Source organism: Labrys sp. Lb11, assembly GCF_057554225.1.
Genome location: NZ_BAAJOT010000003.1, coordinates 137276 through 163245, shown reverse-complemented (window position 1 = coordinate 163245; position 25970 = coordinate 137276). Strand labels below are relative to the sequence as shown.

At 68.4% G+C, this 25970-nt stretch carries 26 protein-coding genes; 7 read left to right on the top strand and 19 right to left on the bottom strand.

Annotation, left to right across the window (positions count from 1 at the left end):
• Positions 1-25: 25 nt before the first annotated feature.
• The 3 genes from AC27L4_RS10585 to AC27L4_RS10575 form a co-directional block, all read right to left on the bottom strand.
• Positions 26-631 carry a HutD/Ves family protein gene (locus AC27L4_RS10585; RefSeq protein WP_487142087.1) on the bottom strand — a complete coding sequence of 202 codons (606 nt, stop codon included), beginning with the start codon at positions 629-631 and terminating at the stop codon, positions 26-28.
• A gap of 237 nt (positions 632-868) precedes the next feature.
• Complete coding sequence (locus AC27L4_RS10580) at positions 869-1306, bottom strand: group I truncated hemoglobin (RefSeq protein ID WP_487142086.1); 438 nt, start codon at positions 1304-1306, stop codon at positions 869-871.
• A gap of 109 nt (positions 1307-1415) precedes the next feature.
• Positions 1416-3554 (bottom strand): caspase family protein, encoded by a 2139-nt coding sequence (locus tag AC27L4_RS10575; RefSeq protein WP_487142085.1) that lies wholly within the window; start codon positions 3552-3554, stop codon positions 1416-1418.
• A 173-nt stretch (positions 3555-3727) separates the two neighbouring features.
• On the opposite strand from AC27L4_RS10575, the gene uvrC reads away from it, so the two are divergent.
• Both uvrC and gndA read left to right on the top strand, forming a co-directional pair.
• Positions 3728-5689, top strand: a complete 1962-nt coding sequence (gene uvrC, locus AC27L4_RS10570) for an excinuclease ABC subunit UvrC (RefSeq protein WP_487142084.1) — start codon at positions 3728-3730, stop codon at positions 5687-5689.
• A gap of 230 nt (positions 5690-5919) precedes the next feature.
• Entirely contained in the window at positions 5920-7350 is a 1431-nt protein-coding gene (gene gndA, locus AC27L4_RS10565) for an NADP-dependent phosphogluconate dehydrogenase (protein WP_487142083.1), read from the top strand.
• Positions 7351-7809: 459 nt separating this feature from the next.
• On the opposite strand, the gene AC27L4_RS10560 is transcribed toward gndA, so the two are convergent.
• The 7 genes from AC27L4_RS10560 to AC27L4_RS10530 all read right to left on the bottom strand — a co-directional run bounded on the left by AC27L4_RS10560 (position 7810) and on the right by AC27L4_RS10530 (position 13104).
• Positions 7810-8790: an SH3 domain-containing protein gene (locus tag AC27L4_RS10560; RefSeq protein ID WP_487142082.1), complete on the bottom strand. Its 981-nt coding sequence runs from the start codon at positions 8788-8790 to the stop codon at positions 7810-7812.
• 70 nt (positions 8791-8860) lie between these two features.
• Complete coding sequence (locus AC27L4_RS10555) at positions 8861-9670, bottom strand: SH3 domain-containing protein (RefSeq protein ID WP_487142081.1); 810 nt, start codon at positions 9668-9670, stop codon at positions 8861-8863.
• A gap of 807 nt (positions 9671-10477) precedes the next feature.
• Positions 10478-11086 carry a helix-turn-helix domain-containing protein gene (locus tag AC27L4_RS10550; RefSeq protein WP_487142080.1) on the bottom strand — a complete coding sequence of 203 codons (609 nt, stop codon included), beginning with the start codon at positions 11084-11086 and terminating at the stop codon, positions 10478-10480.
• A 258-nt stretch (positions 11087-11344) separates the two neighbouring features.
• Positions 11345-11767: a hypothetical protein gene (locus AC27L4_RS10545; RefSeq protein WP_487142079.1), complete on the bottom strand. Its 423-nt coding sequence runs from the start codon at positions 11765-11767 to the stop codon at positions 11345-11347.
• 23 nt (positions 11768-11790) lie between these two features.
• On the bottom strand, positions 11791-12141 hold the full coding sequence (locus tag AC27L4_RS10540) for a hypothetical protein (protein WP_487142078.1): 351 nt from the start codon (positions 12139-12141) through the stop codon (positions 11791-11793).
• Between the two features lie 275 nt (positions 12142-12416).
• Positions 12417-12680 carry a hypothetical protein gene (locus AC27L4_RS10535; protein ID WP_487142077.1) on the bottom strand — a complete coding sequence of 88 codons (264 nt, stop codon included), beginning with the start codon at positions 12678-12680 and terminating at the stop codon, positions 12417-12419.
• A 70-nt stretch (positions 12681-12750) separates the two neighbouring features.
• Positions 12751-13104: a hypothetical protein gene (locus AC27L4_RS10530; RefSeq protein ID WP_487142076.1), complete on the bottom strand. Its 354-nt coding sequence runs from the start codon at positions 13102-13104 to the stop codon at positions 12751-12753.
• 523 nt (positions 13105-13627) lie between these two features.
• Between AC27L4_RS10530 and AC27L4_RS10525 the strand changes: the two genes are divergently transcribed.
• The 4 genes from AC27L4_RS10525 (at position 13628) to AC27L4_RS10510 (ending at position 15738) form a co-directional block, all read left to right on the top strand.
• Entirely contained in the window at positions 13628-13936 is a 309-nt protein-coding gene (locus AC27L4_RS10525) for a hypothetical protein (RefSeq protein WP_487142075.1), read from the top strand.
• A 331-nt stretch (positions 13937-14267) separates the two neighbouring features.
• Complete coding sequence (locus AC27L4_RS10520; RefSeq protein ID WP_487142074.1) at positions 14268-14522, top strand: type II toxin-antitoxin system Phd/YefM family antitoxin; 255 nt, start codon at positions 14268-14270, stop codon at positions 14520-14522.
• Positions 14519-14941: a PIN domain-containing protein gene (locus AC27L4_RS10515; RefSeq protein WP_487142073.1), complete on the top strand. Its 423-nt coding sequence runs from the start codon at positions 14519-14521 to the stop codon at positions 14939-14941. The genes AC27L4_RS10520 and AC27L4_RS10515 overlap by 4 nt, the downstream gene beginning before the upstream one ends.
• Positions 14942-15177: 236 nt before the next feature.
• Positions 15178-15738, top strand: a complete 561-nt coding sequence (locus AC27L4_RS10510; protein WP_487142072.1) for a gluconokinase — start codon at positions 15178-15180, stop codon at positions 15736-15738.
• 6 nt (positions 15739-15744) lie between these two features.
• Here the strand turns inward: AC27L4_RS10510 and AC27L4_RS10505 are convergent, their stop codons facing one another.
• The 3 genes from AC27L4_RS10505 to AC27L4_RS10495 all read right to left on the bottom strand — a co-directional run bounded on the left by AC27L4_RS10505 (position 15745) and on the right by AC27L4_RS10495 (position 18097).
• Positions 15745-16779, bottom strand: a complete 1035-nt coding sequence (locus AC27L4_RS10505) for a class II aldolase/adducin family protein (protein WP_487142071.1) — start codon at positions 16777-16779, stop codon at positions 15745-15747.
• Positions 16780-17100: 321 nt separating this feature from the next.
• Entirely contained in the window at positions 17101-17400 is a 300-nt protein-coding gene (locus tag AC27L4_RS10500) for a GYD domain-containing protein (protein WP_487142070.1), read from the bottom strand.
• Between the two features lie 10 nt (positions 17401-17410).
• Positions 17411-18097 carry a cysteine hydrolase family protein gene (locus AC27L4_RS10495; protein WP_487142069.1) on the bottom strand — a complete coding sequence of 229 codons (687 nt, stop codon included), beginning with the start codon at positions 18095-18097 and terminating at the stop codon, positions 17411-17413.
• A gap of 104 nt (positions 18098-18201) precedes the next feature.
• Here AC27L4_RS10495 and AC27L4_RS10490 point away from each other — a divergent pair, with 104 nt between their 5' ends.
• Complete coding sequence (locus AC27L4_RS10490; RefSeq protein ID WP_487142068.1) at positions 18202-19122, top strand: LysR substrate-binding domain-containing protein; 921 nt, start codon at positions 18202-18204, stop codon at positions 19120-19122.
• On the opposite strand, the gene AC27L4_RS10485 is transcribed toward AC27L4_RS10490, so the two are convergent.
• The 6 genes from AC27L4_RS10485 to AC27L4_RS10460 form a co-directional block, all read right to left on the bottom strand.
• Positions 19109-20149 carry a 2-hydroxyacid dehydrogenase gene (locus tag AC27L4_RS10485; protein ID WP_487142067.1) on the bottom strand — a complete coding sequence of 347 codons (1041 nt, stop codon included), beginning with the start codon at positions 20147-20149 and terminating at the stop codon, positions 19109-19111. The two genes, AC27L4_RS10490 and AC27L4_RS10485, sit on opposite strands and share 14 nt — an antisense overlap.
• The gene (locus tag AC27L4_RS10480) at positions 20146-21711 is read right to left on the bottom strand and encodes an FGGY family carbohydrate kinase (protein WP_487142066.1); all 1566 of its coding nucleotides are present in this window, start codon (positions 21709-21711) and stop codon (positions 20146-20148) included. The genes AC27L4_RS10485 and AC27L4_RS10480 overlap by 4 nt, the downstream gene beginning before the upstream one ends.
• A gap of 202 nt (positions 21712-21913) precedes the next feature.
• Positions 21914-23038 (bottom strand): ABC transporter ATP-binding protein, encoded by a 1125-nt coding sequence (locus tag AC27L4_RS10475; RefSeq protein WP_487142065.1) that lies wholly within the window; start codon positions 23036-23038, stop codon positions 21914-21916.
• Positions 23031-24149, bottom strand: coding sequence for an ABC transporter ATP-binding protein (locus tag AC27L4_RS10470; protein WP_487142064.1), 1119 nt, complete (start codon positions 24147-24149; stop codon positions 23031-23033). Before AC27L4_RS10470 ends, AC27L4_RS10475 begins: the two co-directional genes overlap by 8 nt.
• 3 nt (positions 24150-24152) lie before the next feature.
• Positions 24153-25010 carry a carbohydrate ABC transporter permease gene (locus tag AC27L4_RS10465; RefSeq protein ID WP_487142063.1) on the bottom strand — a complete coding sequence of 286 codons (858 nt, stop codon included), beginning with the start codon at positions 25008-25010 and terminating at the stop codon, positions 24153-24155.
• Positions 25011-25019: 9 nt separating this feature from the next.
• The gene (locus tag AC27L4_RS10460; RefSeq protein ID WP_487142062.1) at positions 25020-25931 is read right to left on the bottom strand and encodes a carbohydrate ABC transporter permease; all 912 of its coding nucleotides are present in this window, start codon (positions 25929-25931) and stop codon (positions 25020-25022) included.
• Positions 25932-25970: the final 39 nt, after the last annotated feature.

The following is a 25970-nucleotide window of genomic DNA, read 5'->3' as shown; positions in this document are numbered from 1 at the left end:
CGGCGGCGATGCGCCGCCCGTTCGCTCACGCTCCTTCGGCCGCCGGCGTCAGCACGGCGAGCAGGGCTTCGGCCGGCTGGCCGCCGGCGAGGGCCAGTTCCGAGCCGCCATGCGCCAGCAGCGTCTCGCCGGCGCCGGCCCGGACCTCCGCCTTGCCGGCAGTGATCGTCCAGTCGCCCGATACGGCGTGAAGCACGACCAGCGCGCCGTCGGCCGGCTGGAGATGCAGCACCGCGCCGCCGGCGAGCGGCTCGACCTGCGAGCGCCAGCGGCCGCGCCGGGTCATCACGTTCAGGACGGTCACCGGCCCGCCGGGCAGGCGAGGCGAGGGCGCCCGCGCGCTGTCGAAGCCTTGCGGCTGCAGCCACCGCAGCGGCAGGCGTGCGCCGTCTTCGAACACGAGGTCGAAGTCATCGCCGGACAGCAGCGTGATCCGCCGGTCGATGCCGGGGAAGCTGGAGAACGGGGCCTCCCCGGCGATCGGCGCCCGGCTGATGCGGATATCGAAGTCGTCATGGCCGCTGCCTTCCGGCAGCAGCAGGATGTCGTGGGTCACGCCCTGGCCGTTCTTCCACGGGGTGACGCGGTAGTCGCAGGACCGGAGAAGGCGGAGGGCGGACGAGGCGGACATGGCGGTGTTCCTTGCTGGAGAGGCGAGCTATAGCCCGGGCCGCGGCTCCCTTCGCTTCGTTTTCTCGGAGGCACTGCCTCGGCACAGCCGGCGACCGTGCCGGGCCGGAGGCGGCCGCGGCGCCGCCGCACGCCAGGCTGAACCGCCGATGCGTGCGGCGACACCGCGGATGGCCGCCGCGGACACGGTGCCGGGACGACCTCCTTTGTCGAGCATTCCGAGGCCGGCCCCCGCAGCCTATTTCTCGACGATGTCCGTCTTCATCGGCGCCAGGATGGCCAGGAGCTCCTTCTGTTCCTTCCTCGGCACCTTGAACTTGGCCAGGGTCTTGTCGAGGTCCTCGACCAGGGCGGCGAAGTGCTCCTCGCGGATGCCGCGGCCCTGATGCGCAGTCTTCATGTCTTTTCCCTTGTAGACGCAGGGCCCGCCCGTGCCGGCGCAGAGCTGGTCCACCAGCGTGGCCTTGAAGGTCTTGGCGTCGGTCCTGGCGAAGAAGGCGTTGATCCGCTTGTCGGCTGCGACGTTGCCGACGAAGTCGTCGACGACGGCAACGATCGCCGGCTGGCCGCCGAGCCGTTCATAGAGGCTCTTCCTGGCGGCGGCTTCCGCAGCACCGGCGCCGCAGGACAGGGCGGCGACCACCAGGCCCGCCTCCATCAGCAGTGTTGAACGCATGGTATCCCCCTTTGATGATTTGGCCGGACCGCGCGGGGCGCGGCCCGGTTCCGGCATTACGGGGATGCCGCGGGGAAAGTTGCGAGGCGGCCGGCGGTCCGGCCCGGCCTCAGTGGCATGGGGGCCTGCCGCAACGCGGGTGCTGCGCGCCCGGACGGGGCGCGGAGGGATGGGGCGCGGAGGGATGGGGCGGCGGCGCGGCGCGCATCCGTGCCGGTGCCGGTCCCGCCGCGCGCGGAGGCTTGGCCTGGGGCCGGGGAGGACCGGTGTCGCGCGCGAGCCCGGGTTGCGGCCGGACCGGCTTTCCGTCACCGAGCGCCGGCACCGGCTTTGGCGCCGGCCGCCGGTCGGGCTTGCGCGGCTCGGCGGCCTTGGTCCGATGGGCCTGGTCGACCGGCTCGGCCACGGCGGCCGCCGGCTGCTTGTCGGCGGGGCCGGCGTTGTCGCGGGGGGGCTTGCGAGCCCGCAGGGCGGGCGGGGATACGGTCCCCGGCACGACAGCGGCGCCGGTCAGCGGCTTGACGCCGTTGTCGAGCACCGGCTTGCCCGGCCTGGCCTCCAGCGGCTTTCCGAGCGGAGCCGCCGGCGGCGCGGGGAGGGGCTTGCCCGGCACGGGCTTCATGTCGGGCGCGGCGGCCGGCGGCCGCAGGGCCTGCTGGGCCGGCAGGTGTTCGTTGCCGGGCAGGGCGGCGGCGCCTGGCAGGGGCCGGGGCCCGGGGGACGGCTGCGCCTTCCTGGCGACCGACGGCGGCAGCGCCACCTTGAGCAGTGCCGCCCCGGCGCCGACCGCCGCCGCCGCGCCCGCGACCTGGCCCGCGGTGACGCCGTGCTCGGGAGCGCGGGGATCGATCCGCTCGTGAATGTTGCGGAACAGCTCATCCTCGGGAGGCGCGACGACGTAGCGCGGCGGCTCCGCCCAGCGCGGCACCGGCTCGAACACCGGCACCGGCAGCGCGTAGGCGACGATCGGCGGCGGCGGGGGCGCGACCACCACGACCACCGGCGGCGGCAGGAAGATCACCGGCGGCGGGGGCGGCGGCGGCAGCCGCCACACCGGATCGTCGAAGACGATGACGGGCCGCTCGACATAGACGATCTCGGCGGGCGGCGGCGGCGGCAGGTCGTAGGCGATCGCGGTGAAGGCGGGCGGCGGGGCTGCCGCCGCGCTGAGCTCGCGCAGGCGCCGGCGGGCGTCCCAGGCATGGGGGCCGTGCGGGTAGCGATCGAGATAGGACCAGTAGGCCTGCGGCGAGTCGGTCTGCCAGGTCCGACGCCAGGTGATGGCCTCGCGGCGGGCTGCCAGGATGGCGCGCACCCGCGGCGCCATCGGGTCGTCCGGGAAGGCGGCGAGGAAGTCCTGGTAGCCCTGGAAGGTGTCTCGGGCCACGGCGGCCGTGTAGGCCTCGGCCGGCGCGAAGGAGCGGACGGGCTGGCTGCGCAGCCGCGGTGCGTCCCGATAGGCCTCCGGGGGCGGGGGAGCGTCGGGGCCGCGCTCGAACAGCGTGACGGCGGCCGTGAGCTTAGAGGCATCCCAGGGCAACTCGGCCCCCTGGGTGGCCTCGCCGACGCGCAGGCGCGTCTGGGCGAACACGTCCGGCAGGGCGAGGCCGGCCTGGCGCATCATCTCCGCCAGCGCCTTGGCATAGGCGCCGTAGGGGCCGGCCTCAGGCGGGCCGATCGTGCCCGGCGCGGCGTTGAAGGCGACGAGCAGGCCCGGATCGGGATCGACCAGCGCGAGCCCGCCCGCCGGCGGCTGCTGCTCGGACTTCAGGAAGGGCGAGGCCCGCGCCGCGTCGAGCACGACGACGCCGGCCTTGAGTCCGAGGCCGGCCAGGGATCTGACGTAGTCGGAGACGCGCACGGCTTCGACCGGCACGTCCGAGACGCGCGACAGCCGGGCATCGACCGGCACGAAGTAATTGTCGCCCTGGAGCTGCAGGCCGTAGCCGGCGAGATAGATGAAGGCGACCGTGTCCGGACCGGAGGAGGAGGCCTTGTCGAGGAAGTCATGCAGCGCACGCCGCAGCGACTCGCCGTCGAGATCGCGCGCGCCGACGACATCGAAGCCGGCGGCCTGCAAGGTCTGCGCGATCAGGCCGGCATCGTTGGCCGGGGTGGGCAGGGCGCCCGCCGCATAGGCGGCGTTGCCGACGACGAGAGCGATGCGCTTCTCGGCCGGCGCGGCATAGGAGGGGATCGTCGAAAGAACCAGGCCGGCAAGGACCAGCAGCGCCCGCCAGATCGTCATAAAGTCTGCCTCGCGAAGTGAATCGTGTCCGCCCAGCCCCGGGACGCCAAGAGAGCGCGCCCGACATGGCAATCCTGTGGCCGAATCCGCTCAATCCGCCTGCCGGTCCGCCGGGTGCGGTATCCGCGCCGCGCCCTCTCGCCATGGGGCCGGCGAGCCATTACTTTCCGGGCATGATCGATTCACCCCGGGACACTGTCGAGGACGCGTTCGAGGAAACGGCGTCCGCCGTCGACTTCGCCTTCGACGAAGCCAGCGTGCCCTCCTCGTTGCGCGCCGGCGCGGCGGTGATCCACGCCTTCTGGAAGACGCTGCCGAACGCGCCCGGCGTCTACCGGATGATCGACGCCGAGGGCGCGGTGCTCTATGTCGGCAAGGCCCGCTCCCTCAAGAAGCGGGTGGCGAGCTATGCCCGCGGCGTGGCGCCGACGGCGCGCATCGCCCGGATGATCGCGGAAACGGCGGCGATGGAGTTCGTCACCACCGAGACCGAGACCGAGGCGCTGCTGCTCGAGACCAACCTGATCAAGAGCCTGAAGCCGCGCTTCAACGTGCTGATGCGGGACGACAAGTCCTTCCCCTACATCCTCCTGACCGGCGACCATCCGGCGCCGCAACTGACCAAGCACCGCGGCGCCCGCACCCGCAAGGGCGACTATTTCGGACCGTTCGCCAGCGTGCTTGCCGTCAACCGCACCATGAACGCGCTGGAGCGCGCCTTCCTGGTGCGTTCCTGCACGGATTCGGTGTTTTCCACCCGCACGCGCCCCTGCCTGCTGCACCAGATCAAGCGCTGCTCGGCGCCGTGCACCGGCGAGATCGGCCCGGAGGCCTACAGCGAGCTGGTCGGCGAGGCGCGCGCCTTCCTGACCGGCAAGTCCAAGGCGATCAAGGAGCGGATGGCGGCCGAGATGCAGGCGGCGGCCGAGGAGCTGGAGTTCGAGCGGGCCGCCCGCTATCGCGACCGCCTGGCGGCGCTGTCGGCGATCCAGTCGACCCAGGGCGTCAACCCGCAGACCGTGGAGGAGGCCGACGTCTTCGCCATCCACGAGGAGGCCGGGCAGTTCTGCATCGAGGTGTTCTTCTTCCGCACCTATCAGAACTGGGGCAACCGCGCCTACTTCCCCAAGGCCGACAAGACCCTGTCGGCGGCGGAGGTGCTCGACGCCTTCCTGGCGCAGTTCTACGACGACAAGCCGGCGCCGCGCCTGGTGCTGCTGTCGCACGAGGTGGAGGGAGCGGACCTGCTGCAGCAGGCGCTGAGCCTCAAGGCCGGCCATCGCACCGAGGTCGCGACGCCCAGGCGCGGCGAGAAGCGCGACCTGGTCGAGCATGCCGCCAACAACGCCCGCGAGGCGCTGGGGCGGCGCCTGGCCGAATCCTCCTCGCAGATCAAGCTGCTGGAAGGCGTTGCCGAGGCCTTCGGCCTGGAGGAGATGCCGCGGCGGATCGAGGTTTACGACAACTCCCACATCATGGGGACGAACGCGGTCGGCGGCATGATCGTCGCCGGGCCGGACGGCTTCATGAAGAACAGCTATCGCAAGTTCAACATCAAGTCCGAGGAACTGACGCCGGGCGACGATTTCGGCATGATGCGCGAGGTGCTGCAGCGGCGCTTCTCGCGGCTCTTGAAGGAGGCGCCGCGCGAGGGCGAACGGGGGGAGGGCGAAGGCTCGCCCTGGCCCGACCTGGTGCTGATCGACGGCGGCGCCGGCCAGCTCAAGGCGGCGCGCGAGACCCTGGCCGATCTCGGCATCGAGGACGTGCCGCTGGTCGGCATCGCCAAGGGGCTCGACCGGGACGCCGGGCGCGAGACCTTCGTCATCGAGGGCCGGCCGTCGTTCAAGCTGGCGCCGCGCGACCCGGTGCTCTACTTCGTGCAGCGCCTGCGCGACGAGGCGCATCGCTTCGCCATCGGAGCGCATCGCCAGAAGCGCTCGAAGTCGATGCGCGAGGGCGGGCTGCAGGAGATCGGCGGTATCGGCCCGCAGCGCAAGCGGGCGCTGCTGCACCATTTCGGCACGCTGAAGGCGATCTCGCGTGCCTCGCTGGCCGACCTGCAGGGCTGCCCCGGCATCGACGAGGCCACCGCCCGGAAGGTGCACGCCTTCTTCCAGCAGGATTCGAAATGAAGGGGCGGCGGCTCGCTCCTTCGGCCGGGCGAGACGCATCGCTCCCGCCTCAAGCGTGACGCGTGAGTCTTCCCTCCCCCTTGCGGGGAGGGATAAAGGGTGGGGGTCGTGACGAGCATGGTGCGCCTTGTCCTGAGGGACCCCCACCCCACACCCCTCCCCGCAAGGGGGAGGGGAGCGGCAGGCGTTCCGCCTGATGCGATTTGTCTTCGGTGATTTTGAGAGGGACCATGACTGATCTTGCCGACCTCGGCGTCCTCGGCCTGGCGACCATGGGCGCGAACCTGGCGCGCAACGCCGCCCGCAAGGGCTTCGGCGTCGCGGTGTACAACCGCCATGGTGGGCGCACGGACGAGCTGATCGCCGCCCATGGCAGCGAGGGCCGCTTCGTGCCGGCCAAGACCATTCCCGACTTCGTCGCCGCCCTGGCCCGCCCGCGCGCCATCATCATCATGGTCAAGGCCGGCCAGCCGGTGGACGACGTCATCGCCGAGCTGGTACCGCATCTGGAAGCCGGCGACATCGTGATCGACGGCGGCAACTCGCTCTTCACCGACACCGGTCGACGCTTCCATCAGCTCAAGGACAAGGGCCTGCGCTTCCTCGGCATGGGCATTTCCGGCGGCGAGGAAGGGGCCCTCGAAGGCCCAAGCATGATGCCGGGCGGCGAGCGCGAGGCCTATGCCCGCATCGAGCCGATGGTGACGCGCATGGCCGCGCAGGTGGACGGCACGCCCTGCTGCGCCTTCATCGGGCCCGAGGGCTCCGGCCACTACGTCAAGATGGTGCACAACGGCATCGAATATGCCGACATGCAGCTGATCGCCGAGGCCTACGACCTGTTCAAGACGGTCTACGGCCTCGACGCCGCCGCCATCGCCGACATCTTCGCGGACTGGAGGACGGGTGAGCTCGATTCCTACCTGATCGAGATCACCGCCGCGGTGCTGCGCAAGCGCGACGCCACCGGCGGCGCCCTGGTCGACGCCATCGTCGACGAAGCCGAGCAGAAGGGCACCGGCCGCTGGACCGCACAGTCGGCGCTCGATCTCGGCGTGCCGCTGACCTCGATCACCGAGGCGGTTTTCGCCCGTGCCCTGTCGGCGCGCCGGGCGCAGCGCATCGCGGCGGAGAAGCTGCTGCCGCACCCCGCTCCCGCGCCGCGCCCGGCGACGCCTGCGGACATCGACGCGATCCGTGACGCGCTCTATGCCTCCAAGATCGCCGCCTATGCCCAGGGCTTCGAGCAGATGACCGCCGCCTCCGACCAGTTCGGCTGGGACCTGAGGCTCGGCGAGGTCGCCACGCTCTGGCGCGGCGGCTGCATCATCCGAGCCCGTTTCCTCGACCGCATCCGCGAGGCCTATGACAGCGGCGAGAGCGTGCCGAACCTGTTGCTGCAGAGTTCCTTCCGCGCCGCAGTGACCAAGGCCGAGCCGGCCTGGCGGCGCGTGGTGGCGCTGGCCGTCGAGCAGGGCGTGCCGGTGCCGGCCTTCGCCTCCTCGCTCGCCTATTATGACGGGCTGCGGCGCGCGCGCGGCCCGGCCAACCTGCTGCAGGGCCTGCGCGATTATTTCGGCGCACACACCTATCGCCGGCTCGACAAGGAAGGCAGCTTCCACACGCGCTGGGGCCAGGACGGCAGCGAGGTCAGCGCCTGAGGCGGGGGCGGGAGGCGCGCTTCCGGAAGGGGCTCGGAAAAGCCTTCTCCGCCGAAGGCGGGGAAGGCGCCCCGACGCCGTCGGGGCGGGAGGTGAGGCCCGAAAGGCTCGCCTTGGCCCTGCTCACACCAGCATCGTGCCATGCCGGCGAAGCCGCGACCCTGCTTGCCGCACGCATCCGGCGCTCAGGGGAATCGGGTGAAGGGCTTATTTTGCAGCACCATCTTCGCGGAACTCGACGTGCGGCAACTCCAACGCGTGCACCCCACGCCACGCCGTGGGCCTGACAATGAAGCCACTCGGAAAGCCGGAGGCGGGAAATCCGCATGTCCGGTTTGATGAGCGAGGAAGGGAAACGGGGCGTTGCCAACAGGCCCAAGCCACTGCGCCCTCTCTCGACTTACCAAGATGGCCTGAACAACCCCTTGGAAGCACGCGCACCTCAACCGCTCAACCCTTTCAGGATGGGCTCCAAGAAACGGCTTCTTCGTCGGGCTCTTCGGCATGCTCATAATTATCTGGCTGAGCGGCAGCGGCCACCAGGAAAGAGGCGAAAACATGCCCGTCGACGAGTCCGTCGCCTTCGAGGTCCACACGTGCCCACTCACCCTCCGCACCATCGGACCCGACCACGGTCAACTCGGTACCCGGGCTGAGTGTTTTCGTCACCGCGAAGTCGAGACCGGGACCGTTGCGAAGGCGTAATCCCCCACGTGCCGCAACGACATAACGCCCCAGTGCTAGCGGCGGAGCAGCAGTCGAGCCGACGTTGCGGGATAGCCGCACGAAATCATAAATGTACTCACCATAGTAACGGTTACCGTCAAAATATCCCTGCTTCAGTCCCTTGTTCGGATCATAATGTCCGGTGTTGTACGCAATTGCGACGCTGGCGAATTCCATGTCGGATAACCGAGGTTTATTATTCAATCCTAAATTCTCTGCCTTTGACTTTAGTTCCTTTAGGCAAAATTCCAGAGATTTCGAAAAGTATTCGTATTTTTTTTCAAGAAAATAATCGGGATCGCCCTTGAAGAACTGCAGATCGCGCTGGAACACGCCGTAACCGCGGCAAAACTTGTCCGGATTGGTGACTGCCTTTTCATACCCCGGCACATAGGCCGCCATGCTGACGAGCGCGGTTCGGGCGATCTGAAACATTCGTTCGCCGTTCGGCCTTGCAAGCAAAGCAGCCTTGTTTCTGGGAAAGGCTTGGCGGCCCTTGTTTGGCCCCGCATAGTCGATCGTATCTCCCACGCAGAGGGCCAATATTTCGTCACGTGAAAGTGTCTTTTTTCTCAAAACCGACCAGATATAGCCGGTCTCCTGGCAGGCTATCGCCACGATCATGTCGACGTCGAACGGCGTTCCCGAGACTGCGGCATTGATATCGGCACTGAATTCTCCCTTGAACCATTGTATGTCGTTCGCCTTCGGCATGACCATGCATCCGTCGATCAAGGTAGAGAGCTCGACATGTAAGGCGAGCGGAACGTCCGTTCGAACTGCGTCAGGCGGTGGGCTCTTCTTCCGCCGCCTCATCGACGGCATGAGCATCCACGGGGGTCAGGAAGGCCGCGAACACATGCCCGTCGATCAGGCCGTCGTCTTCCAGGTCCACGCGCGCCCAATCCGCAGCCGGGCCATCGAAACCCAAGACCGTAACCTCAGTTCCGGCGCCGAGGGTTCTGGTGGCATCGAAGCTAAGGCTCGGCCCATTGCGCAGACGCAGGCCTCCTCGGGCAATCACCACATAGCGGCCCGGCTCTCTGGCTGCGACGATCTCCTGGGCAATAGCTGCTGGGGGATTGTCCCATCCTTTCCGGGCGGCTCTTCTCAACCAGTCCGGCGCGTTTGCCGATTTGCCGCCCGCGCCCCAGACGAGCTTTGAGTCGTCCGATGGGGTGAGGCCGAACCCAATATGAAGGGTTTTGTTTCCCATGTAACCGACACCTGCGCCGATCCCCGTGGCACCACGTGCTGCGGCAGCCGTCACAAATCCTTCAATGATTGGCCCGCCATTCTGGTCTGTGAAAGAGAGCGTGCTACCGTTTTGCTCGAGTTGAAGATCCGCGGCCCTGCCGCCATCGTGCCGCGTAGAGCCGGTTCGCCCGCCGGTCGTGCCGGGCTGGCCGCCAGAGGTGATCCTGACCCGGTCAACTCCGACCGCGTCTGCGGCCGCCATTAGTATGTCGCGAAGTTCAGACGTGATCGGTCGATTCCGAATAGCGGATCCAGGCGGTCCAACGATGTTGGCCACGACCATTACCTCCAGTTTACGTAGCTGGATATCCATCTGAAAGGCCCAGCGCAATTGCATTCTGATCAATAAATTTAGAAAATCAACTTGTTTTTACGTAAAGATTCATGAAGTATATACCTATTGCTGTCGAAATTTTTGTGAATTGAAATGAAATTTGTATGAATAAATGGTGGACTAAGTCTTATATAATGATGTATCCTTGCGTTAGTTTGAATGAATTATGATAGTATCAAGTGAGTGAAGACTCTGATGCGAAGCTATTTCGAGGGCGCGCCAATGGCTGGTGGCACGATGAACCTGCGTATATCTACGGAGAGTCCCCCGGATGCCGATATTCTGCTCGAAATAAACGGCTTTGCTGCCGAGCGATGGATAGGGATTGAAATGGGCTCACCACCGATGCCGGCCATCGCGAGAAGAGTCAGCTACGGGCGCCCCCATTGCTCGCCCAGCGCCTCGTCAGACAGGTTGTGCATCGATTTGAAACGGTCAGTCCGCCGTCGATCTCGTCCCAGATCCAGATCGCGATTACGGCGATCACAATTACGGGGATGGTTTACTTAATCGAAGATTTAAGTAAACCATCCCCGTAATGGCGAGCAGGGCTATCTGCGGCGGCTGCTCGTCGGGCGGGAGGGGGGAGTTCCCGCATCGGTCGATCGGTGCGGCTTGACGATCCGATCTGCTCGCCGCGGGCGGCGGGACGTCCACAGGCGAACCGACGATCCAGCCCGCAGCCCGAGGCTGTAGCCCCGGGGGTGGTGAAGGCGCCTGCGCCGCCGATCGCCGGGCGCGGCTCCACTGTCCGCGTGCCGTCGGCGACTTCGCCCGGACCGGGGAGTGGCTCGCCCCATGCCGGCACCGCTATCTCGCCGCGTTCGCCCGCGCCGCCTCATCCGACCGATCGTTGTCGTTGAGGTCCGATTCCGGAGCTTCGCCGGGGTAGCCCGTCGAGGTGCCCAGGGCCCCCATCCGGACACCGGGGCCGCCGGCTGTGATCTCGCCTTCGCCGATCAGCACGACGCCCGCCAACCCCAGGGTTCGGCCGATCCGCACCAGATGGTCATAGGGAGGCGTGCCACGCCCGCTTTCGCAGTCCGCGAGTTCGTCGCGCTCCAGCTGGGCTTCCTGCGCCAGCCGGTCCTCGGACCAACCGAGCAGCCCCCGGCCGGCCCGTATCTGCGCGGCGGTAATCCGGCCGGCCTCGGGGGCATCCGGCGCCGCGGTGCGGAGCCCGCGCTCGTCCTTGCCGCCTGGGAAGAGCGAAGTGCCGAGAAGCACCCGCAGCGCATCATGCTGCGGGCCCCGGCCGTCGCGCAACAGGAAGTCGGCGATCTCGATCTCGGCTGCAAGGCCGCCCGAAGAGCGGTTCGGCTCATGTCTCACGCGCGGCCAGCCCGAGCCCTCTTGAGGGACGAGGAGCCATCTGTCTCCATTCGAACTGCTGTAGATCAGCCTCGCCTCGGTCGTCACGACAACTCTCCTTCTCCGTCCCGCACCGCTTCGCCGCGTGGAATGACCCGCGCCTGCCGAAGGTCCAGCCTTTCGAACTCTGCTACCGGTCGGCAGGGCTTGACCGGTATGATGGTCCGGAGCCCGCGGAGGCGTTGGGGGACAGCACCGACGCACTGGAGCGCTTCGCACCCGCCAAGGAAGGAAAATCCCGGACGCCGGGGCGCCCCACGGACGCTGTGTCGAGAGGGGCCCTTTCCGCCGGCATCGGAACCTGCATCAAGCCGTCGCAACGGGCGTCGGTGCTTGCGCGAGCAGACCGCGCATTTGCCGGGTCAGGGCGCCGGCGAAATGCCGCTTCGGCAGGAACCCGACCGCGATCGCATTCGCTTCGGCATGTGCCTCGGTCCAGTCGGAGACAACCAGGATCTTCATGGACGGGTGACGGTTGGCGACGTAACGGGCGAACGCCAAGCCACCCGGAGCCTGATCCGGGTGGACGTCGGCAATCATCGCATCGAAGTCGTCACGGCTGTCGAGGACGCTCATCGCCTCGCTGGCGCTTTCGCTTTCGACGACCTCGTATCCGTCGTCGAGCAGCTCGTGCGCGCTCCTCAGCCGAGAACCGAGGTCCCGCTCGACAAGCAGCACCAGGAACGGCGGCGCCGGCAATGGGGGCCGGCGACAGTATGGGCCGTTCATCCCGGCTGCGACGACTCCCACCTTCAGAGCACCAGCTTGTCCGCGCAGGCGCGGGCGACCAGCTTGTTGGTTTCCAGCGTGCCGAGCGTCGTTCCCCATCCGGCCTTCACGATCTCCTCGCCGCGTCCGTAGGCGGAGACCTTCTTCAGCTCCGTAAGCTTCGCGGTGAAGTCGGGGTCCCGCTTCGCCAAATCCAGACAAATGGGCGTCAGGGCGAGCACGACGGCGGTCTGCGCTTGATTGTCGGCCATGGTCTTGGCGCTGCCTCCCGTCATCCATCCGCCCCAGTTGAAGCCGACGACGGCGAGCGCGACAGCACCGCCAACCGCGCCGAACAAGGCGGGCTTGATCCATATCAGCGACTTGGTGTTCATGATGATTCTCCGTTAACCGGGCAGACAAGCGCAATTATCTTCAGCCATGCAGAAGGCCTGTCTCCGGGAAAAGTCTATTTATCTACTTTTTAAGTATGGTCCTCCGCGGACAAAAATACAAGGAAATTCAAAATATTATTACATACGCACATTCCACTGCCGCAGGCGCGTCAGTTCAAATCTGCCGGCCGACCGATCTCATCCTGGGAAATTCCCGCTGGGGCAACCGGGGCGCCCGGCCGCCCGGGCCATCGCCGTCCCGGGGCAGACCTTCGTCACGCGGGACGGCGATCATATTCCAGCATGGCGTCGAGCGTCGACGGCAGCACGGTGACCACCTCGACGCGGCCTTGCGGGGCCGTGATGGCAGGCAGGTACAACAGCGCCGCCACACGCCGGTAGGCGAGGAACGAAACCCCCTCGATGAGTTCCTCATCCCAGTCGAGGCGGTACTCGCCGGCCGGCTGGGGCGCGGCAAATCCCTCCAGCTCGAACGGCCTCGTGAAGGTTGTGGTTCCGCGGGACGTACGGATGGTCATGTCGGCTCTCCGCCGGCGCGCACGATCGCGCCAAACCGCATAGCCCGTGCTGCTCTCGTCGTGCGCTGGTTCACCGACCGAGCTCCGCGCTTCGCAGCTCATGCTCTTCCGCGACCCGCTCATGAGCCTCGATGCTTCGCTTGATGCGGTAGCGCGGCTCGACTCTTGCCGCGGGAAGCAGGCGGCTGACCGTGTAGCCGGAGCCGTGGGCCATGGCGCGAGGGTCGCCCATGAGCGAGACCTTGTCACCGACTTGAAATCTGTGATGTTCCATTGGATGTCCTGATAGAATTTTCCGAACCCGCGTGAATTCGCGCTTCGCTGAAGACAAAATGCGCGCGGCGAACAGCGAGCCGGACGGGGGGCTTCGTAAAAGCACGCCTGGACGAAGAATTTTTTGATCGCATATGATCAAAATCACCATAGCACGAAAGTGGATGGCCGGCAGATAATTATTTCAGGATACATTGATCCTCGATCGTCATTCAGCGAAAATTGCGCGCTCCCAAAACTATCCGCGGCCATTTTCCTTTCCATGGCTACAGACGTCCTCCGGCCGGCCCCGCCCGGTCGCACGTCTCCTCCGATGAAGAGGCCTGTCAAGGCTCGCTTGCTTGCGGGATATTTTGTCTATCGTCTCCGCGCCTTGAGGAAATTTTCCAGGAAATGCTTGTATTTATGCTCACAAAAGCCCATGTTGATCGAGTGCATGGAGGTTTGGCGCCTGGATTTACGCTGGATTGGTCGGTGGTGTTTTCGGAAGTTTATTTTCTGAATCTCTGATCTGCAGTGTTTTTCGGCTCCACGACAGGTGAAATCCACACTCGTGGCGGGGATTTGACTTCATTCCAGACCGCAGCCCCGAGCAGCTCTTTCAGGGGCCGTCGACATGCAGGGGCGCGTCGGCCTGCATGGCCGGCCCCTCTGGACTTCGGAGGCACTCGATCATGCGTTATCTCGGCGGCATCTCAGGGAGCGGCATGCTCAGGCGCAACGGCGAAGAGATCGCACGCGTGTCCTACGATTTTGACGGCTTCTTCAGACAACCGGTCGGCATCGTCTGCTGCGGCGAGATCAGGCTGCCCGCGATCGCTCTCACCCGCGTGTTCGGCCGCAGGGACATTCAACTCCTCACCGATGACGGCCGTCTCCTCGATCTCAGCTTCTCCGAAAAGGCGCCGCTGGAGGCAGGCGGCGCCGCCCACGTGGACGTCACGGGAGACCTGCCTGCAACCCCGCAGAGCTGGCGTCATTGACCGCCCTTGCCCGTCGAACGTTGCGACGTCCAAGCCCGGTACCGTTCGACGGAGGCACGATCATGCCCCGGCTCGGCCGCCTTGCTCTCATCGGCAATCCGTCCCCGCGCCGCTGCGGAAGCGCCACGGTCACGACCGATCGGCAGCAGGCGATCGCCGTGTCGCACATGGATGCGCTCCGCCCAGGCGCGCGTCGCCGGAGAGGTGCTTCTCGGCCCGGCCAGGAGGGCATCGGCGCGTATCGGCGCGCGCAGGCGGCGCGTCGCGGCTGACCACTGGAATTTCGATCTTATCCGCCGTATGTAGGCAGTTGCCTACATGGAGGTGCGCCGTGAGCATCACGACCCTTTCCAGCCGTGAGCTGAACCATGACGTCAGCCGCGCCAAGAAGGCCGCCCGGAAGGGTCCGGTGGTCATTACCGACCGCGGCAAGCCTTCGCATGTGCTGATGACCTATGACGAGTTTCAGCGCCTGACCGGCGAGCGCCGCAGCCTCATCGAGGCGCTGGCCATGCCCGGCCTGTCGGACATCGACTTCGATCCGCCGCGTGCCGGGATCGCGCCGCGCGAGGTCGACCTCTCTTGAGCTATCTCCTCGACACGAACGTCGTCTCCGAGCTGCGCAAGATCGGCGACGGCAAGGCGGACGCCAAGGTCGTCGCATGGATCGGCGCGGAGGATGCGGCGAAGTTCTCCATCTCGGCGATCACCATCCTGGAGCTGGAGCGCGGCGTCCTCTCCGTCCAGCGCCGCGATGCCGCACAAGGCGCTCGCCTTCGGGTCTGGCTCGACACGCGCATCCGACCCGAATTCGAAGGACGCATCCTGCCCGTGGACGACGCGGTGGCCACCCGCTGCGCACATCTGCATGTCCCCGACCGACGCAACGAGGCCGACGCGCTGATCGCGGCCACGGCCCTGGTTCGTGGCCTGACCGTCGTGACGCGGAACGTCAGGGATTTCGAGGGAACCGGCGTGATCGCCGTCGATCCCTGGCAGGGCTGATCGAGGACCGCGAGGTCCCGGGACCACAGGCTCACAACCCGGCCGTCCCCTGTCATCCGGACTCAGCTGTCTCATTCCAGGGGGCCGTCCAGCCGACCTGCCACAGGGCCTGCGCGACTCTTCCGCCACGCGCACTATCGCCGGCCCAACAGGGGAGGTAGCTTCCAGACGCGCCGGACCGGACGGTAGCGAGGTCAGCGTCCGAGGGGCGGGGGGCGGCGACAGGGGGAGAGGCCATGGACACGATCCCGGACGCGACAGCACCCGAGGCGCGGTTCCGCCTAGTGGCGATGGGCGTCAGCGGCTCGGGCAAGTCGGTGGTCGGCGCAGGCCTTGCCGCCGGCCTCGGTATCTCCTTCGTCGACGGCGACAGCCTGCATCCGCCCGGGAACGTCGCCAAGATGGCCGCCGGCCAGCCGCTGACCGACGCGGATCGCTGGCCCTGGCTCGCCCGGGTGGCGGCCAGTCTCGCCGACGCCGCGGCCTATCCCAGGGGCGTGGTGATCGCCTGTTCCGCTCTCCGGCGGGCCTATCGCGACCGTATCCGCCAAGGCGCCGGCGGTGCGGTGACCTTCGTCTTCCTCGATGCGACGCCGGCCGAGGTGCGCGAGCGCATGGGCCGGCGCAAGGGCCACTTCATGCCGACAATCCTGATCGAGAGCCAGTTCGCGACGCTGGAGCGCCCCGGTGCCGACGAGGCCGACGTGATCACGGTCGGCGTCGAACCGCCCGTGGACGCTGTCGTCGCGCAGATCCTGCGGGCGCTGCGCCGGCGCGACGCCACGGCCGGGCCGTAGCGCCGGCTATTGCGCCTTCCTGTCCAGCGCCTGGCGGTACTTCTCCGCGTCCCAATTGGTCAGCGCATCCTCCTCCGCCGGCGAGAACAGCCGCAGCCTGGCGCGCGGGTCGATGCGGGCGGCGACGTCGGCGAGGCAGCGGGCGAGGGCGGCGGCGCCGGGCGTGGCGGTGTCGTGCAGCAGCACGCCGGCGCCCTCGACCAGGATCATCGGCAGGGCCGGGCGGCCGGCATGGGCGGCCAGCGCGTCGGGCGCGACGCCCGGCGCCAGCGGCACCGCCGCCGGGCCGAGGAAGATGACGTGGTCGGGGTAGAAGGAGCCGGCGGTGGCGATGAGGAAGCTGGCCGGATCGGTGGCGCTGGCATGGGTGCGCGGGTCGGCGGCCGGCCGGTAATGCGAGCCGGCCGCGGCGCGCTCGAGGGCGCCCGCGTCGGCGGCGGCAGCGGTGCGGACCGGCAGGCGCAGCCGCTCCGACACGGCGGCGAGCAGGGCCTCGGCCTCCGCCACCGTGTCGGCGGCGACGACGAGGCCGTGATTGCCGAGCACCAGCACGTTCACGCCCGGGCGCAGATTGTCGAGGATGGAGCGGGTGAGGGGGCGGCCGGGACGGGCATAGGGCGCGAAGGCCCAGTCGAAGCCGGCGAGCTTCGGGGCCAGCGCCGTCCTCGCGTCCTCGCGCACGGCCCAGGCGATGGTCTCGACGCAGTGGACGTGCACGACGACGCGCTGGGGCAGCACGCCGTGCATGGTGGTCTCGATCGAGGGGCGCAATCCCAGTGGATTGTTCTCGGCGACGACGAAGTCGACGCAGCTCTCGGCAGCCGGGTCGTCACGCTCCACGGCGTCGAGCAGGGCGCCGAGGCGCACCGGCACCATGATCGGCTGCTCCCTGGCCTGGGCGAGCCAGGCGCCGGAGGCCTTGATCACCAGGGTGCCGTCCTGCTTGATCGAGGTGTTGCCGCCGGCGCCTTGCACCAGGGCGGGATCGGCGCCGATGCGCGCGGAAAGGTCGAGAAGGCGGTCGAGTTCGGAACGGGACATGGGCTGGCATCGCTGCGCGGCGGGACGGGGACGGCCCGGACCGGTCCGGGTCCCGCAGGTTAGCCTGTCCGGCGCCGACCGCCAATCGATCGATGGGCAACGGGACCGTTTCGTCGTCCCGGACTGCACCGGGCGTGCGCTGGATATCCGTGCGGTCCGCGCCGATGTCGTCGGCCGTGAGATCGTTTGCGACGGCCGCCGTACGCCACGCTGCTCGCAGCGGGGAATCGGAAGGCCGAACCGCTTCCGCCCGGGGCCGATGCCACGGGCGACGGCACGCATCGAACCTTGAGCGCGATGTTCCCGCGACGGTCCGACGACTCAGCCCGCCAGCGCCCGCCCGACGATCGAGCGCCAATCCTCGCCGTCGAAGGCCGGCAGGACGAGCGGCTCGACATGGCCGTCCCGCCGGGCCGCGACGAGATATTCCATCATCGCCGCCTCGCTCGGCATCTCGAAGATCTGGACGAAGTCGTAGGCGCCCATGGTGGCGTAGAAGCCGAGGCTGCTGCCGCCCAGGCTCTCGACGCGGGCGGCGCTGATGCGGGCGCGCTCGGGCGAGTTGCCGATCTCCTCGAGGCCGCGCCGGGTCAGCCGCATCAGCGAGATGAAGAGGGGCACGGGCTCTTCCTCAGCGCCCGGGCGGCAGGGCGGCCAGTCCGGCGACGACGTCGGCCGCCGTCGAGACGACGCCGTAGATGCCGTCCTCGACCGTGACCATGTGGACGGCCGCGGCATGGGCATAGGCGTCGCCGCTGGCGCAGGCATCCTCGATCAGCAGGCACTGGTAGTTGCGGTCGGCCGCCTCGCGCATGGTGGTGCCGACGCAGACATCCGTGGTGCAGCCGGCGAAGAGCAGGTGGGTGATGCCCCTGGCGCGCAGAACGTGGTCGAGGTCGGTGTGGGTGAAGGCGCCGTTGGCGGTCTTGTCGACGACGATGTCCTCGGGCAGCACCGCAATCTCCGGCACGATGTCGTAGCCGGGCGAGGAGCGCAGCAGTACCTGCGTGCCCTCCAGCCCGGCCCGCCGGCGGCGCCAGCGCTCATAGGGCGTCATGTCGGCCATGTCGGCGCGATAGCCCTGGCGGGTGTGGATGATCGGGCAGCCGGCCGCCCGTGCCGCGGCGATGACGCTGTTCACCGCCGGCAGGATGGCGCGCAGCGGCGCCGGGTCGTAGCCCTTGCGGGCGAAATAGCCGTCCGGCGAGAGGAAGTCGATCTGCAGGTCGATGACCAGCAGGGCCGTAGCGGCCGGATCGAGCCGGCCGTCATAGGGGTAGTCGAAGGGCCGCGCCTTGATGAAGGTTTCGCCTGCCATGCGAGCAGCTCCGGTATCAGGTCGGGGCAAGGCTAAGATCTCGACAACCGTTCGACAAACCATATGATTTCGACGGTGCGGATTTAGCGAAAGCGAACGATCGGGTGACGAAGCGGCTGCAGGGCCTCGTCTATCTCAGGGCCTTCGAGGCGGTGGCGCGGATCGGCTCGGTGCGGGGCGCCGCGATGGAGCTGCATGTCACGCCCGGAGCGGTCTCCCAGCAGATCCGAGCGCTGCAGGAGGGGCTCGGTGCCGCCCTGTTCGCGCGCCGGGGACGGACGTTGCAACTGACCGAGGCCGGCCAGACGTTGCGCCGCTCGGTGGCCGCCGCCTTCGAGGAGCTCGACGGCTGCGCCGCGGCGATCGCGACGCCGGTCGAGAGCCTGGCGGCGCGGTCCCTGACGGTCGCGGTGCCGCCGGCGCTGGCGGTCTCCTGGCTCGCGCCGGCCATGTTCGAGTTCGCCGAGACTGCCGGCCTTGCCGCCTTCCGGATGCTGCCCGCGGCGGAGATGGCGCAGGTCGACTGGCGCGAGTGCGACGTGGCGGTGGTCTATGGCAATCCGCCCTGGCCGGGCTGCCGCTGGCGGCGCCTGGCCGACGTGGTGCTGCGGCCGGTGTGCAGCCCGCGCCTGCTCAACGGCGCCGCGCCGCTGCGGGCGGCGCGGGATCTGCCCGGCCACTGGCTGCTGCATGAGGATGACGGGGCGGAGTGGCGGCGCTGGCTGGCGGCGGCCGGCGTCGCCGGGGCTCCGCGGCGCAACGCCCATTTCGGCAGCCTGCCGATGGCCCTGGCCGCGGCGCTGGAAGGGCGGGGCGTGGCGCTGGTCAGCGATCTCCCGGCGCAGGAGCACTTGCGCTCGGGCCGGCTGGTGCGCCCGTTCGAGGCCGGCGTCGAGGCCTCGCGCAGCTATTATTGCCTGTGCGCCGAAGGCCGCGCGGCCGAGCCCCTAGTCGCCCGCTTCTCGGACTGGGTGACCGGCCGCGCCCAGGCGTCGCGGGCTCCGGCGTCGTTCAGCACGGGTTGAGCGGCGGCTCGCCGGCGAGAAAGCGCCGCACTTCCTCGGCTGCGCGCTCGGCGGCATATTTCACCGTCTTGACCGAGGCGCCGGCGATGTGCGGCGTCAGCGTGACGTTGTCGAGCTGCAGCAGCTCCCAGTCCGGCGGCACGGGCTCGATGGCGAAGGTCTCGATCGCGGCGCCGCGCAGGTGCCGGCTCTTCAGCGCCTCGGTCAGCGCGGCATAGTCGACCAGCGGGCCGCGCGCCGTGTTGACGAAGAAGGCGCCCGGCTTCATCGCCGCGAACTGGTCCTTGCCGAAGAAGCCGCGGGTCTCGCTGGTGACGCGCGCATGCAGCGTGACGATGTCGCTTTCGCTGATCAGCTTGTCCATCGACACCTGCTCGACCCCGTCGTTGAGGTCGTCGACCGAGAGCTGCACATAGGGGTCGTGCACCAGGATGCGGCAGCCGAAGGCCTTGAGCAGGCGCACGACCTTGGTGCCGACATGGCCGTAGCCGACCACGCCGACCGTCATCTCGGACAGTTCCTCGCCGGTGAGGTCGGCCCGGTAGAGGTCGCCGCGCCACTCGCCCCTGCGCAGGCTCTCATGGCCGCGGGTGATCAGCCGCGTCTCGGCCAGGATGGCGCCGATGGTGAACTCGGCGACCGCGCTGGCGTTGCGGCCGGGCGTGTTGACGACGCGGATCTTGCGCTCGCGCGCCGCCGCCATGTCGATATTGACCGGTCCGCCGCGCGAGACGGCGATCAACTTGAGGTTGGGCAGGCGGTCCATCATGCCGGCGGAGAAGGGAGCGAGCTGGGTCACCACGATCTCGGCGTCGCCGATCATCGCCACGATCTCGTCGGCGTCGCCCTGGTACTCCTTCAGCCCGTCCATGCCGGCCTTGGCATAGCCGTGCTCCATGGGCTCGTCCGGCCAGGGCATCTCGTGCGAGCGGATGTCGAGCCCTTCGCCGCACTTGTCGCGCAGCGCCTTCTCGAACATGCCGGGCAGCATGAAGCGGTCGCCGATGATGACGATGGATGCGGTCATGGCGTTCGTTCCTGTCTGATGGAATTGAGAGCGGCCCAGGCCGGCGGCATCGCCGCGCGGACCGTGCGATAGACCTCGAACAACTCGCCGTAGAGGCGGGTCAGGTCGCGGTCGGGTGCGGTGGCTTCGCCGAGCAGCGGCGTGACCCAGGCCTGGGCGCAGGCGGCCATGTCGGGATAGAGGCCGAGATTGACGGCCGCCATCATCACGGCGCCGGCGGCGCCGGCCTCCTCGCGCTGCACCGTGCGCACCTGCGCGTCCAGCGCCGAGGCGAGGATGAGGCGGATGGCGGAGGAGCGGGCCGCGCCGCCGCCGAGCCGCACCTCGCGCGGGATCGAGCCGGTGGCGAGGTAGCAGTCGCGCGCGGCGAAGGCGAGGCCCTCATAGACCGCGCGCATCATGTCGGCGAAGCTGGTGCGGGTCGACAGGCCGGTGAACTGGGCCCGGGCGTTGGGGTCGAGGAACGGGCCGCGCTCGCCCGCCTCGAAGATGTAGGGATGATAGAGCGCGGCGCCCGGCGTGGCGCCGAGGACGTGGGCATCCATGCCGGAGAGCAGGTCCTTGCGCGTCACCTGCGTGCCGGCCATGGCGGCGGCGCCGCGGGCGACGTCCAGCAGCCAGTCGATGTTGAGCGTCGCCGCCATGTTCGACTGCATCTGCGCCAGGGCCCCCGGCACCGGGAAGCATTTGGTGTAGCCGGAGCGGTCCGGGTTGAGGCGGACATCGTCCGGCGTCGGGGCGAAGCGCATATGCATGCCGGTGGAGCCGAACACCGAGACGCCGACGCTGCCGTCGCGGTCGTAGAGCCCGCCTCCGAGGGCGGTGCAGACCGTGTCGAGATAGCCGAGCACCACCGGCAGGCCGGTGGGCAGGCCGGTGACCGAGGCGGCCGCGGCGCCGAGGCTGCCGGCCACCCGCGTGCCCTCGATGATCGGCGGCAGCAGGCGCTCGCAGTCGGCGATGCCCATCGCCTCCAGGATGAAGGGCTCGTACTCCCGGGTGCGGTAGTTGCCGAACGTGAAGTTGGCTTCGGACGGACAGGTGGCGCGGTCGCCGGTCAGCTTGAAATAAAGCCAGTCCTTGCAATGCAGCGTGGTCGCGGCCTGGGCGATGCGCTCGGGCTGGTGGCGCTTCAGCCAGGCGATCTGGCCGGAGGCCATGCAGGCGTTGAGGCCGGAGCCGGTGAGGGCGTAATGCCGGGCATAGGCGTCCGTCGCCATGTATTCGGCTACGTCGGCCGCGGCCCGGCTATCGAGCCAGAGCAGGCCGCCGCCGACCGGCTCGCCCGCCTTGTCGATCAGCCAGGTGCCGTCGCCCTGGGCCGTCACCGCCAGGGCGGCGGTGCGGGCCGAGAGGTTCGGCACCATCTCGCCGAGCTGGCGCAGCGTCGCGGCGGTGTCGGCCCAGGTGCGCAGCATGTCCTGCTCGACCTGGCCGGGGCCGGGCGTGGCGTAGCTGTTGGGCAGCGAGGCCATGGCGACCTGCTCGCCGGCGAGCGTGAACGCCACCGACTTGATCACCGAGGTGCCGGCATCGATGCCGATGAGGATGTCGCGGGTCATGGGTTACGCTCGCGCGCCACCCCTCTCCCGACTGGGAGGGGGCAGGAGTGAGGGACTAGACCTGCCAGGAGAGGACGATGCCGGTTGCTGCGGTGATCGGTGGTATTGCCGATCACCGATCCGATCAGGCCCTCACCCCTGCCCCTCTCCCGGCCGGGAGAGGGGGGCACCGCGACGTGTCCGGAACCTTTTCCCGAGCCCATCACGCCACCTCCCTGCCGTGGGACACGGCCGCTCCGCTGGCCGCATCGAAGACGTGCAGGTCCGCGGCCTGGAAATCGTAGCGCAGGGTCTCGCCCGGCCGCGCGGGGACCGCGGCATGGGACACCGCGACCAGCAGCTTGCCGGCGACGTCGAGCGCCAGGTGGCTCTGGTCGCCGAGCCACTGGTTGGAGACGACGCGCGCCTCGTTCGGGCCGGAGCCGAGCCGGACCGAATGCGGGCGCACGCCGATCACCGCGCTGGTGCGCCGGCCGATCGCCTCGCGCACCGGCGGCGGCAGGTCGGACGGGCCGAGCTCGAGCGTCGGCCCGTTGGTCACGGCGATACGCAGACGCTCGCCCGCCTCGATGGCGGCGTCGAAGACGTTCATCGGCGGCTCGCCGATGAACGTGGCGACGAACAGGTTGGCGGGGCGGTCCTTCAACTCCTTCTGGCTGGCGAACTGCTGCAGCACGCCGCCCTCCATCACCGCGATGCGGTCGGCGAGGGCGTTGGCCTCGGTCTGGTCGTGGGTGACGAAGATCGAGGTCATGCCGCGCTCGACCAGCAGGCTCTTGAGGCGCCCGCGCAGCACCGCGCGCAGCTGCGGTTCCAGCTGGCCCATCGGCTCGTCGAGCAGATAGAGGTCGGCGCGCCGCACCAGGGCGCGGGCTAGACTGGCGCGCTGCTGCTGGCCGCCGGAGATCGAGGAGGGATAGCGGTCGAGGATCGCCTCGATCTCGACCAGGGCTGCGACCTCGCCGACGGCGCGGGCGATCTCGTCCTGCGCCATGCGCGAGGACTTCAGCGCGAAGGCGATGTTGTCGCGCACGGTGAGCGGGGGATAGAGCGAGTAGCCCTCGAAGGCCATGGCGACGCGGCGCCCGGCCGGCGGCAGGTGCTCGATGCGTCGGCCCGCCAGCGAGATCGAGCCCCGGCTGACCCCCTCGAAGCCGGCGATCATGCGCAGCGTCGAGGTCTTGCCGCAGCCCGAGGAGCCGAGCAGCGCGACGATCTCGCCCTTCTTCACCGCCATGCTCAGCGCCTTCACGGCATGCACGGGCGGCTTGCCGCGGCGCTGGTAGATCTTGTCGACGGCGTCGATCGAGAGAGCCGTGTCAGACATGAAGGGGCTGCTCCCGGAGTGAGGTCCGCGGTGCGATGCGGCGGCCTGTGGCGGTGTCGAACAGGAGGGCGGTCTCGCCGTCGAAGCGGGCATGGGCCGGCCCATGGCGGCGCGGCGCCTCCTCGTTGCCGGATTCGGACGCCAGGATCTCGCGGCCGTCGCCGGTGCGCAGCAGCAGCACGGTCTTCTCGTTGAGCGGCGTCACCGCGACGACCTCGACCGGAAAGCTCTCGGGTGTCGCCAGATCCTCGACCGTGATCGACTCCGGCCTGAGGCCGAGCGTGCAATCCGAGCCGGCGGCGTCGGCATAGCGCTCGGGCAGATGCAGGATCTTGCCGCCGAGTTCGATGCGCGGTCCGGAGGGCGAGGCCTTGGGCGAGACCGGGATCAGGTTGATGGTCGGGTCGCCGAACAGGCGGGCGACGCCGAGCGAGGCCGGCTCGCGATAGATCTCGGTCGGCGTCGCCACCTGGGCGAAGCCGCCGTCGAGCAGCACGGCGATGCGGTCGCCGAGCGCCATCGCCTCCTTGTAGTCCTGGGTGACGTAGAGCACGGTCGAGCCCGAGGCCTTCAGCAGCGAGGGCAGCTCCAGCCGCATCTCGTAGCGCAGCTTGGCGTCGACGTTGCGCAGCGGGTCGTCGAGCAGCAGGATCTTGGGGTCGGCCACCAGGGCGCGGGCCAGGGCGGTGCGCTGCTTCTGCCCGTTGGAAAGCTCGCGCGGCTGGTGCTGCATCACATGGGTGATCTTGAGGAGCCGCGCCACCGCATCGACCTTGGTCTTGATCGTCCCGGCCGGGGTCGAGCCGGCGGTCAGGGCGCTGGCGATGTTGTCGAAGGCGCTCATGTGCGGGAACAGCGCGAAGTTCTGGAAGGCCATGCCGACGCCGCGCGTCTCGGGCGGGGCATCGGTGACGTCGCGGCCCTCCAGGTGGATGGCGCCCGCGTCGGGATCGGCGACCCCGGCGATCAGGCGCAGCAGCACCGTCTTGCCGGCGCCGGAGGGACCGAAGATCACGACGATCTCGCCCTCTTCCGCCGCCAGCGACAGGTCATGGAACACGCTGCCGGTCTTGAATGCCTTGGCGAGGCCTTGCAGTTCGATCTGAGCCATGGGTCAGCCCTTCACTGCGCCGAGCGACAGGCCCTCGACCAGGTAGCGCTGGGCATAGAGGGCCAGCAGCAGGGTCGGGGTCACCGAGAGCACGATCGCCGCGGCGACCTGCCCGTACTGGATGCCGGAGGCGGTGACGAAGGCGAGGGCGCCGACCGTCACCGGCTGCTTGTCGGCCGAAGCCAGGATCAGCGCAAACACGAAATTGTTCCAGCAGAAGATGAAGGCCAGCAGCCCCGCCGCCGCGATGCCGGGCCCGGCGAGCGGCACGGCGATGCGCGTGAAGGTGCGCCACCAGCTGTGGCCGGCGATGCGGTAGGCATATTCGATGTCCGGCGAGATGTCCTCGAAATAGCCGCGTACGATCCAGAGGATCAGCGGCAGGGCGATGAGCTGGTAGACCCAGATCAGGCCGACATAGGTGTCGGTCAGCCCGAGACTCTGGAAGAACAGCGACAGGGGCAGCAGCACCAGGAGCGGCGGCGCGAAGCGGAAGGACAGCAGCGTGAAGGCGATGTCCTCGCTCAGCCGGAACTTGAAGCGGGCGAAGGCATAGGCCGCCGGCACGCCGAGCAGCAGCGAGATCGCCACCGAGACGGTGGAGAGCAGCACGCTGTTCCACAGGTTCTTCATGAATGCGATGTCGAGCGTACCGGCCACGGACACCAGCTTGCCGGTGATCAGCGCCTGGTAGTTCGACAGGGTCGGCGAGAAGAATGGGCTCGGCGGGATGCGCAGGATGTCCTCGTTCGTCTGGAACGACATCAGGAAGATCCAGAAGATCGGGAACAGGAAGAAGATCAGCACCAGGGTGATCAGGATGGCGCGGACGGCCCGTTCGAGGGCGGAGGTGTGTTCCATGGTCGCCCCCTACGCCGCGCCGTGCGCGCGCTCGCGCAGCTTCAGCCAGTGCTTGATGAAGAGGTTCGACAAGGCATAGGTGACCGCCCAGAGGATGACGAGCAGCGCCGCCGACTTGCCGACATTGGTGTAGGAATAGAACTCGATATAGGCGCGCACCTGGAAGGCCATCAGGGTGTTGCCGGGCCCGCCCTGGGTCATGGCGTAGATGATGTCGAACTGCTGGATGCTGTCGAGCAGCCGGAACAGCGAGGCGGTGATGATGTAGGGCATCAGCATCGGCAGCGTGATGCGGAAGAAGACGAAGCGGCGCGGCACGCCGTCGAGCGCCGCGGCCTCGAAGGGCTGCTGCGGCAGCGAGCGCAGGCCGGCGAGCAGCAGGATCATGATGAAGGGCGTGTAGACCCAGACGTCGACCAGCACCACGGTGAACATCGCCGTGCGGGTGTCGGAGGCCCACTTGAAGTCCTCGAAACCCAGACTCTGGACGAAGTAGGACAGGACGCCGAAGTTCGGGTTGGTCATCAGCTTCCACATCAGCGCGGCGATGGCCGGCGCCGTCATCAGCGGCAGCAGCAGCAGGATCGAGGCGATGTTGTTGAAGCGGCTGCGCTTGACCAGCAGCATGGCGATCATCAGGCCGAAGACGAGCTCGATGCCCACCGTCAGCACGGTGTAGACCAGCGACACCCGCACCGTGTTCCAGAACTCGGGGTCGGACAGAAAGTTCAGGTAGTTGGTGAACCAGATGAAGCCCTTCATCGCCGGCATGTTCAGGCGGAAGCGCAGCATAGAATAATAGAGCGCGGTGACGAACGGCACGAGGATGCCGATGCACACCAGAAGCGCCGGCAGGCTGAGGAGATAGGGCAGGACCTGCGCCTTGCGGCGGCGCCGGGCTGGCTCTGCGATGGCGGTCATGGCGCGGGGTCCTGCGCTGGAAGGAGAAGAGTCGCGGCG